Raw genomic sequence first — 7,738 nt, forward strand, 5'->3', positions numbered from 1 at the left:
CCAAATCAAGGACCGTTCGTATCAGTAAAACCCGCTATGTGGTTCGCTCCAAACATCTTAATTGATAGGAGTTAACCGCAAGGTGGTATTTTTTTAGGTTTGAGGGCAAGTTCTGGTAGTATTCCCGGCCAAAGTGAACATCATCAAGGTGAGTAGATGAAACAGCGTGATTTACAGTTGATGAAGGCAATCGGATTAACCTACTGGCAGGTCCGTAAACCGGGCTTTTTTCCCGAGCGGGAACAGCCAGTGATCGATCTGCCGGACACCTGTCAGCTGTTGTTTGTCTGCGATGAAGAGCTGGATGAGCACGACCGTTGGTTGTTCGGCCGGATCCTCGGCAGCATGAAGCTCACTCCGGAACAAGCCCTGTGCGTACCAGCCGCTGCGGTTGAGCAGGTGCGTGAACACCATCTCAAATGGTGCTGGGTTGCAGGCTGTGAAGCGGCTCATCCTGCCGACTGCCAATTGCTGACGTCTGCCTCACTGAAATCAATGCATACCAATCCCGGCGCGAAAAAAGCGCTGTGGCAACAAATTTGTTCTTATGACGCATAACATTGTGACCCTAGCGCCCCATCATCTCGATGATGTTTGGCGCATCGAGCAAGCTGCCCATGCTTTTCCCTGGGCAGAATCGCTGATCCGCAAGGAGCCAAACAAGCTGGCGCTGAACTGCGGGTTGGAAATAGACGGCCAATTAGTGGGGTATTGCTTTGGCCAGCTGGTGGCCGGTGAAGCGACCTTGCTCAACATTGCCATCGACCCTGCCTGCCAGGGCAAGGGCTACGGCAAGCTTTTGCTGGAAGGCTTTATTGATAAGGTCGGGCAGAAAAAAGGCGAGGAAGTGTGGCTGGAGGTCAGGGCGAGCAATACCCGGGCGTATCAGCTTTACGAGTCACTCGGCTTTAACGAAATAAACCGCCGCGAAGGCTATTACCCGGCTGAGAATGGTCGGGAAGACGCCCTGATCATGACCTATCTGGTTATGTAGAGTTTGCCAATTAGTGGAGCCGCGCCTTACGTGCGTGTTACCGCTGTCTCTTTGGGCGGAGTTTGCGTATAATTCCGCCATCTTTATCGCAGCGGCTTGCGAAAATCGCAGTCGCTCGATTATTGAAATCTCTAACAGGATTATCAACGCTTATGTCTTTTCTACCTGAAGTGAACAAACGCCGTACGTTTGCGATCATTTCTCACCCGGATGCGGGTAAAACAACCATTACCGAAAAAGTCCTGCTGTTCGGAAACGCGATCCAGAAAGCGGGTACCGTAAAGGGCCGTGGCTCTAACCAGCACGCCAAGTCAGACTGGATGGAAATGGAAAAAGAACGTGGTATCTCGGTAACCACGTCGGTAATGCAGTTTCCTTACAACGAATGTCTGGTCAACCTGCTAGATACTCCGGGACACGAAGATTTCTCGGAAGATACCTACCGTACCCTGACTGCGGTTGACTCGTGCCTGATGGTGATCGATGCGGCTAAAGGTGTCGAGGATCGTACCCGCAAGCTGATGGAAGTGACCCGCCTGCGTGATACGCCGATTGTTACCTTCATGAACAAATTGGACCGTGATATCCGTGATCCGATGGAGCTGCTGGACGAAGTCGAAACCGAGCTGAACATGGCATGTGCGCCGGTATCATGGCCGATCGGTTGTGGTAAAGAGTTCAAGGGTGTTTACCACATCCACCGTGACGAGACGATCCTGTACAGCACGGGCCAGGGCCACACCATCCAAGAGCAGCGCATCATCAAAGGCTTGGACAACCCAGAGCTGGATGCTGCAGTCGGTGATGATCTTGCCGAGCAACTGCGTGAAGAGCTTGAGCTGGTGATCGGTGCATCCCACGAGTTCGATCGTGAGTTGTTCCTTGCCGGTGAGCTGACGCCGGTGTTCTTCGGTACTGCATTGGGTAACTTCGGTGTTGACCATATGCTAGACGGCCTGACTGAGTGGGCTCCAGCGCCGATGCCGCGTAAAGCCAATGAGCGTGAAGTAGAAGCGACCGAAGAGAAGTTCTCCGGTTTTGTCTTCAAGATCCAGGCGAACATGGATCCTAAGCACCGTGACCGCATTGCGTTCATGCGTATCGTATCGGGCACCTACAGCCAGGGCATGAAGATGAACCATGTCCGTACCGGTAAGAACGTCAGTATTTCCGACGCCGTTACCTTCATGGCCGGTGACCGTGCACGTGCCGACAAAGCTTATGCGGGCGATATCATCGGTTTGCACAACCACGGTACGATCCAGATCGGTGATACCTTCACCCAGGGCGAAAACCTGAAGTTTGCCGGTATCCCTAACTTTGCCCCGGAACTGTTCCGCCGTATCCGCCTTAAAGATCCACTGAAGCAGAAGCAGCTGCTTAAAGGTCTGGTACAGCTGTCGGAAGAAGGCGCGGTACAGGTGTTCCGTCCGCTGCAAAACAACGACTTGATCGTTGGTGCGGTCGGTGTGCTTCAGTTTGACGTGGTGGTTGCCCGCCTGAAAGCGGAATACAACGTTGAAGCTATCTACGAAGGCGTTAACGTGGCAACAGCCCGCTGGGTTGAGTGCGATGACACCAAGAAGCTGGAAGAATTCAAGCGCAAGAACCAGTCTAACCTGGCATTGGATGGCGGTGATAACCTGTCTTACATTGCACCGACCATGGTTAACCTGAACCTGGCCAAAGAGCGATTCCCTGATGTTGATTTCCGTGCAACCCGCGAGCACTAATTCGCATTAAGTCACGGGCATCAAGCTCAATATCGAAGCCGTCACATAGTGGCGGCTTTTTTTATCCTTTTTGTGAAGCCTACCCCTACCCGCAGATAATGGGTCTACTATTCTGGTTATGCACGTTGGCGCAGCACAACTATAAGGATGATGGCATGAACAGGGTAGATGGACTAGAGGTCTCATTGAGCACCGCATTGGCGGCGGACAACCAGATATATACCTTGCCCGGCGAGGCATTCCCGCTGGGATCGTCGGTTCGCGAAAACGGGGTCAATTTTAGTGTCTATTCCAAAGATGCGACGCGGGTGACCTTGCACCTGTTTGCCAGTGCCGATGCCACCGGCCCTTTCCGCTCGTTTGAGCTCAGCCCGGCGCTGCACAAGCGCGGCCATTACTGGTTTATCTTTGTCGGCAATATCGGCCATGGCCAGTATTATGGTTTTCAGGTCGATGGCCCGTGGCTGCCAGAGCGGGGGCTGCGTTTTGACAGTGAGAAAGTGCTGATTGACCCTTATTGCCAGGCGGTCGGTTTTGGCCGCAACTACAGCCGCCAGCGGGCTATCGGTACAGGCAGCAACATGGACGCCTGCATGAAGAGTATCGTGGTTGATCACAGCGGCTTTGATTGGCAGGACGATGTCGCCCCGCGCCATTCGCTGACCGATACCATTATCTATGAGATGCATGTCGCTGGCTTTACCCGCCACCCTTCTTCTGGCGTAGTCTCTGCCAAAAAAGGGACGTTTTCGGGGATTATCGAAAAAATCCCTTACCTCAAATCGCTCGGTGTCACGGCGGTCGAGCTGATGCCGGTGCAGCAGTTTGATGTAGATGATGCCCCGGAAGGGCGGGATAACTACTGGGGCTATAGTCCAATCAACTTCTTTGCCGTCCATGCCGACTACAGTGTCGAGAAAGCGCCGCTGAGTGCCATTGACGAGTTCAAGACCTTGGTCCGTGAGCTGCATAAGGCAGATATCGAAGTGATCCTCGATGTGGTGTTCAACCATACTTCGGAAGGGGACGAGCACGGGCCGACGTTTTGCTTCAAGGGCTTGCAGAATGGTGCCTACTACCTGCTGGACAAGAAGACGGGGGGCTATGGTAACTACAGCGGCTGTGGTAATACCTGCAACGCCAACCACAGTGTTCTGCGCCGGATGATCATCGATGCGCTGCATTACTGGGTGACCGAGATGCATGTCGATGGCTTCCGGTTTGATTTGGCCTCGGTATTGGCCCGCGACAGTCAGGGGCATCCGATGAAAGAGCCGCCGCTGCTGTGGTCGATAGACTCGGATCCTATCTTGTGCAGCACCAAGATCATCGCCGAGGCCTGGGATGCGGCCGGGTTATACCAGGTCGGCTCGTTCATTGGGGATCGCTGGAATGAGTGGAACGGGAAGTTCCGTGACGATGTCAGGGCGTTCTGGCGTGGGGATGCCGGCTATGTCAGCCGCTTCGCCTCACGGGTTTTGGGCTCGCCAGACATGTACTGCAGTCGCCATCACTCTCCCCACCGTTCAGTCAATTTCATCTGTGCCCATGATGGTTTTACCCTCAATGACTTGGTGAGCTATAGCGAGAAGCACAATGAGGCCAACGGCGAGGGAAACCGCGACGGTGACAACCATAATCTGTCAAGTAACTACGGGGTTGAGGGGCCGACGGAAATCGCTGAGATAGAATCGCTGCGTCACCGCCAGTGCAAGAACATGCTGGCGACCTTGTTCCTGGCGCTTGGCACCCCGATGCTCAATATGGGTGATGAAGTGCGCCGGACCCAACAAGGGAATAACAACGCCTATTGCCAGGACAATGAGCTGAGTTGGTTTGACTGGGGGCTGGTGGATACCCACAGTGACTTGCTGCGTTTCGTCACCTTGCTTAGCCAGTTGCGTACCGCCGAGCCGACCATAGACTGGAATATGCATATGTCGCTCAACTCGGTATTGGAAGATGTCGGGATCCGCTGGCACGGTATCCAGCCGGATCAGCCGGATTGGTCGGAAAATTCCCACTCTATCGCGCTGACGGTGTATCACCCGATCACCCAGGATGAGCTGTATGTGATCTGTAATGCCTTCTGGGATCCGCTTGAGTTTACCCTGCCGGATCGTCATTGCAGTGATTGGCACTTGGTGATCAACACTGCCAAGCCATCGCCCCATGATATTTATCCCATTGATGAAGCTCCGCTCTATACCCGCGATACCATATTGGCGACTGGGCGTAGTATGATCGTCATGGTTGCCAAGGCGACACAAGCGACGAAATAGACAAAGCAATGGGCCAATAACTGTTAGGAATGATAGCCATGATGTCGTTGATAAAGCGTGGGGTAGCGGCTTATGACCGCTGGTGTGAAAAAATAGGATTGGTGCCTGAGAACCGCCGTTGTTGTGCGCCGGTGCGCTATGACAGCGATGACCCGCGCCATCCTGAACACAAGCAAGCCAAGCAGGCGAGTTGCTCGGTAAAGGCCAAATCACATGCTGATTGACAGCCATTGCCATTTCGATTTCGAGCCATTTTGTGATGATCCCGGCTACTACTTGGCGTTATCGCATCAGGCCGGGGTCGAAAAGATTGTCATCCCGGCCGTCGGCCAGCGCAATTGGCAGGCGGTTCGTGAGTTGGCGGAGCGTTTTCCTGGGCTGTATTTCGGTTTGGGGTTACATCCCTTATTTAGCGCTGAGCACGATGCTAATGCCTTGGCTCAACTGGAATCAGAGCTGGCTGCAGAAGTTGGGTTGCGGGAAAAAAAGCACTCTCACTGCGTTGCTGTCGGAGAATGTGGACTAGACTTTGCCATTGCGGATGCCGATCAGGATCAACAGATTTCGGTATTTGCAGCCCAGCTACAACTGGCTAACCGCTTTGAGCTGCCGGTCATTATGCACTGTCGCAAGGCCTTTCCCGAGCTCCTTCGGGTTTTGAGGCAAAACACGCCGATTGCGGGCGGGGTATATCACGGATTTAGTGGTAGCTATCAACAAGCGACGCAGCTTATTGATCTAGGTATCAAAATTGGTGTCGGGGGAACGATTACATATCGCCGCGCCAACAAGACTCGCAATACAATAGCAGCACTGCCACTGGATGCATTGTTGCTGGAAACGGATGCACCGGATATGCCAGTGGCAGGGTTCCAAGGGGAGCCAAACCGACCTGATCGGTTAGTGAATGTGCTGCATGAACTTGCAGCGATCAGAACGGAAAGCGAACAGATCATTAAGCAGGTAACCAGCTTAACCACTGCTGAACTTTTCCGTATCCAGGTGTGAATGAACATCACAAAATAAACGTTTGCGTAAAACGTTTGCGTAAAACTGTGATGGGGTTCACGTTTGGAATTGAACTTTCACTCTCTTTCCTTGCAAACTGTGAAGTCGGCATTATTTTATCGTCCGCAGCATGAGTATAATGCGCCGGACTCTTAATTGAGCCGAATTGTCGAGACGCCAAACTTAACTAAAGGGAAGCCATAAACTATGAGCATGTTTATGAGCCTGGTTGGGATGGCAGTACTGCTAGGTCTTGCAGTACTACTATCTGATAACCGTAAAGCTATCAATCTACGTACTGTGGGTGGTGCATTTGCCATCCAATTCTGTTTGGGTGCATTTGTTCTTTATGTACCTGTTGGCCGTGACGTGCTGTACGGCATGTCTACAGCTGTTGCCAACGTTATCGCCTACGGTAACGACGGTATCAACTTCCTATTCGGTGGCCTGACTTCAGACAAAATGTTTGAAGTATTCGGTGGCGGCGGCTTCGTGTTTGCCCTACGCGTACTACCAGTAATCGTTTTCTTCTCTGCATTGATCAGCGTACTTTACTACCTGGGCATCATGCAGGTTGTGATCAACATCCTAGGTGGTGGTCTACAGAAAGCGCTAGGTACTTCTCGTGCCGAATCTATGTCTGCAACAGCTAACATCTTCGTTGGTCAAACGGAAGCACCTTTGGTTATCCGTCCGTTCGTACCAAAAATGACTCAGTCTGAGCTGTTCGCGGTAATGTGTGGTGGTCTGGCGTCTGTAGCGGGTGGTGTACTAGCGGGTTACGCATCTATGGGTGTTCCTCTAGAGTACCTAATCGCCGCTTCATTCATGGCAGCTCCTGGTGGTCTTCTATTTGCTAAGATCATCAAGCCTGAAACTGAAGAAGCTGTTGAGCAGCTAGCAAGCGACGCGACTGAAGGCGACGACAAGCCAGCTAACGTTATCGACGCAGCGGCAGCGGGTGCATCTTCTGGTATGCAGCTAGCACTAAACGTTGGTGCAATGCTTCTAGCCTTCATCGGCCTGATCGCGCTAATCAACGGTATGCTAGGTGGTATCGGTGGTTGGTTCGGTATGCCTGAGCTGACTCTAGAACTTATCCTGGGTTACGTATTCTCTCCTCTTGCATTCCTAATCGGTGTGCCATGGGAAGAAGCAACTATCGCAGGTTCTTTCATCGGTCAGAAGCTGGTTGTTAACGAATTCGTTGCTTACCTGAACTTTGCCCCATACCTAGCGGAAGGTGCGGCAGTTACGCTATCTACGAAGACTGAAGCAATCATCTCGTTCGCTCTATGTGGTTTCGCAAACCTATCTTCAGTAGCAATCCTACTGGGTGGTCTAGGTGGTCTGGCGCCAAGCCGTCGCCACGATATCGCACGCTTCGGTATGAAAGCTGTTGCCGCTGGTACGCTTTCTAACCTGATGTCTGCAACTATCGCAGGTCTATTCATCAGCCTTGCTTAATTCAAGCGAGCTGAAAGCCTGATAAAACGCCGCGGTTATCCGCGGCGTTTGTTTTTCTGGCTAGAGGCAAAGAGCCTGGCTAGGGGCTAGAGGCATAACAGCTTGGCTATAGGCAAAAGCAGCGCTAGGCTACGGGAAGAGCTGAGAGCTTGACATGAAGAGGCTACTGTAAAACTCTGCATCGCCCATCGCCCATCGCCCATCGCCCATCGCCCATCGCCCATCGCCCATCGCCCATCGCCCATCGCCCATCG

Annotated in this window: 7 protein-coding genes; all 7 read left to right on the top strand. The window is 52.7% G+C overall.

The window, feature by feature from the left end; genetic code table 11:
* Positions 1–156 precede the first annotated feature (156 nt).
* Positions 157–558 carry a DNA polymerase III subunit psi gene (locus R2X38_RS26445; protein ID WP_317525334.1) on the top strand — a complete coding sequence of 134 codons (402 nt, stop codon included), beginning with the start codon at positions 157–159 and terminating at the stop codon, positions 556–558.
* Positions 548–994: a ribosomal protein S18-alanine N-acetyltransferase gene (gene rimI, locus R2X38_RS26450; protein WP_317525336.1), complete on the top strand. Its 447-nt coding sequence runs from the start codon at positions 548–550 to the stop codon at positions 992–994. The genes R2X38_RS26445 and rimI overlap by 11 nt, the downstream gene beginning before the upstream one ends.
* Before the next feature lie 152 nt (positions 995–1,146).
* On the top strand, positions 1,147–2,727 hold the full coding sequence (gene prfC / locus R2X38_RS26455; RefSeq protein ID WP_317525337.1) for a peptide chain release factor 3: 1,581 nt from the start codon (positions 1,147–1,149) through the stop codon (positions 2,725–2,727).
* 155 nt (positions 2,728–2,882) lie between these two features.
* A complete protein-coding gene (gene glgX / locus R2X38_RS26460) occupies positions 2,883–5,009 on the top strand; it encodes a glycogen debranching protein GlgX (RefSeq protein ID WP_317525338.1) in 2,127 nt (708 codons plus the stop codon).
* Between the two features lie 38 nt (positions 5,010–5,047).
* Positions 5,048–5,233 carry a hypothetical protein gene (locus R2X38_RS26465; protein WP_317525339.1) on the top strand — a complete coding sequence of 62 codons (186 nt, stop codon included), beginning with the start codon at positions 5,048–5,050 and terminating at the stop codon, positions 5,231–5,233.
* Positions 5,223–6,017 carry a TatD family hydrolase gene (locus tag R2X38_RS26470; RefSeq protein ID WP_317525340.1) on the top strand — a complete coding sequence of 265 codons (795 nt, stop codon included), beginning with the start codon at positions 5,223–5,225 and terminating at the stop codon, positions 6,015–6,017. Before R2X38_RS26465 ends, R2X38_RS26470 begins: the two co-directional genes overlap by 11 nt.
* A 207-nt stretch (positions 6,018–6,224) precedes the next feature.
* A complete protein-coding gene (locus tag R2X38_RS26475; RefSeq protein WP_107301485.1) occupies positions 6,225–7,484 on the top strand; it encodes a NupC/NupG family nucleoside CNT transporter in 1,260 nt (419 codons plus the stop codon).
* The last annotated feature ends 254 nt before the right edge of the window (positions 7,485–7,738 follow it).

It is taken from the genome of Photobacterium rosenbergii, from assembly GCF_033022775.1.
Lineage (GTDB): Bacteria > Pseudomonadota > Gammaproteobacteria > Enterobacterales > Vibrionaceae > Photobacterium > Photobacterium rosenbergii_A.